3 protein-coding genes are annotated in these 2,009 nt (G+C 49.0%); 1 reads left to right on the top strand and 2 read right to left on the bottom strand.

Annotated features, from left to right (window positions below):
• The coding region (locus C7B77_RS28980) for an ArsR/SmtB family transcription factor (RefSeq protein WP_106313232.1) at window positions 1-286 on the bottom strand (286 nt) is incomplete at its 3' end.
• Between the two features lie 267 nt (window positions 287-553).
• Window positions 554-706 (bottom strand): hypothetical protein, encoded by a 153-nt coding sequence (locus C7B77_RS30595; protein ID WP_181244080.1) that lies wholly within the window; start codon window positions 704-706, stop codon window positions 554-556.
• A 12-nt stretch (window positions 707-718) separates the two neighbouring features.
• Here C7B77_RS30595 and C7B77_RS28985 point away from each other — a divergent pair, with 12 nt between their 5' ends.
• Window positions 719-1,939, top strand: coding sequence for a M20 metallopeptidase family protein (locus tag C7B77_RS28985; RefSeq protein WP_106313235.1), 1,221 nt, complete (start codon window positions 719-721; stop codon window positions 1,937-1,939).
• Window positions 1,940-2,009 lie beyond the last annotated feature (70 nt).

Below are 2,009 nucleotides of genomic sequence, written 5' to 3' on the forward strand. Positions count from 1 at the left end.
TTCGATAAAAAACCCAAGTCCCCCGCCGTTCTTTTGCCAACAATCCAGCCTCGTACATGACTTTGAGATGATGGCTGACAGTCGGCTGCGATAGTCCCAATGTCTCGACCAACTCGCACGCACAAACTTCGCCACTCGGTTGGGCGGCAATTAGACTCAGCAGTTGCAATCTTGCGGGTTCGCCCAAGACTCGAAAAATTACTGCCAATCGCTCGGCTTCTGCGGTGGTGAGACGACCCGCAAGTAGGGGTGGACAGCAGGAAACTATGGGTTGAAGTGATTTCATAGTTTCTATATTTACATAGTTCGATATACCTTGCACCCAGATGAGGTCGATCGTGTAACAACAAAGCCGAAAATTTCGGGCAGACAACCAATATGCCAGAAGATCTAAATTTGATGCGACAGAGCAAATGATTCGATCGATAGTGACTCGTCAAATGTCAATTCGCTTAGATCGAACGCTGTTTGTAATTCTGTCAGATTTTCGAGAGCGAATGAAATCACTTAATATTTAGATCTCGATCGAGCAGATCGAGATTACCGATCGCCGCTACCAGCTACCGCATGAGTTAATGGCAGATCTCCAGTTAAATTTTGCAGCCGAAATCTCGATCGGAGTAGTCACTAAACCAGCCGTAGCGTTAAAATCGACATAATCCGATGCGCTAGAACTCGATACGGCTTCCACGATTGGCTCACTCATCCCTACAACCCAATGTTTGCCACCAACGCACCCACCCAACCAATTAATCCGGATAAGATTCGACCGGAGATACAAGCTTTACAGCCCCATTTAGTCGCCTTTCGACGGCAGATCCACCAACACCCCGAACTCGGTTTTCAGGAGCGACTGACGGCTGAAGCGATCGCCAAAAAACTGACAGAATGGAAGATTCCCCACCAAGTTGGCATCGCCAAAACGGGAATCGTCGCCATGATTCAGGGACGCAAGACGAGTTTTCGACTTAAGACATTGGCAATTCGGGCGGATATGGATGCCTTACCGATTCAAGAAGCCAATGAGGTACCCTATAAATCCAAGCACGATGGGATCATGCACGCTTGCGGACACGATGGGCATGTAGCGATCGCGTTGATGACGGCATACTATCTTTCCCAGCATCAAAATGACTTTGCAGGGATGGTCAAAATTATCTTCCAGCCCGCAGAGGAAGGCCCAGGCGGTGCCAAACCGATGCTCGATGCTGGAGTGCTCCAAAATCCCGATGTCGATGCCATCATCGGGCTACATTTGTGGAATAATCTACCGCTCGGTACGATCGGCGTTCGCAGTGGCGCGTTAATGGCGGCGGTAGAACGATTTACACTAAAGATCCAAGGTAAGGGCGGACATGGGGCGATGCCTCATCAGACGGTAGATGCGATCGTCTTAGGCAGTCAAATTGTCAATACAATTCAGACAATTGTCGCACGCAATGTCAATCCGATCGATTCTGCGGTGGTAACGATCGGCGAATTTAAAGCTGGTACCGCCTGCAATGTCATTGCCGATACGGCTACTTTAACCGGGACAGTCAGGTATTTTAATCCCGAACTAACCGACTTTTTTCAGCAACGGCTCGACGCGATCGTCGCCGGAATTTGTGCCAGTCATGGCGCAACTTATCAGTTAGACTACACCAAACTTTATCCACCCGTAATTAACGATCCAAAGATAACCGAACTCGTCAGATCCGTGGCGACAGATTTGGTAGAGACGCCGCTAGGAGTGGTGCCTGAGTGTCAAACTATGGGTGGCGAAGATATGTCCTTTTTCTTACAAGCCGTCCCCGGTTGTTACTTCTTTCTCGGATCTGCAAATCCCGATCGATCTCTCGCCTATCCCCATCACCATCCCCGATTTGACTTCGACGAAACAGCTCTGGGTACTGGGGTGGAGATGTTCGTGCGGTGTGTGGAGAAGTATTGTAATTAGTTGGGAGTTGGGAGTTGGGAGTAGATGAGTAATGAGTAATGAGTAATGGGTAAGATCGTCAACAAGGCAG

This window comes from Chamaesiphon polymorphus CCALA 037 (assembly GCF_003003845.1).
Classification (GTDB): domain Bacteria; phylum Cyanobacteriota; class Cyanobacteriia; order Cyanobacteriales; family Chamaesiphonaceae; genus Chamaesiphon; species Chamaesiphon polymorphus.

Bases quoted from the DNA above. Each gene is read 5' to 3' on its own strand.
- C7B77_RS30595 (WP_181244080.1), bottom strand. From the start codon at position 706: ATGAGTGAGCCAATCGTGGAAGCCGTATCGAGTTCTAGCGCATCGGAT.
- C7B77_RS28985 (WP_106313235.1), top strand. From the start codon at position 719: ATGTTTGCCACCAACGCACCCACCCAACCAATTAATCCGGATAAGATT.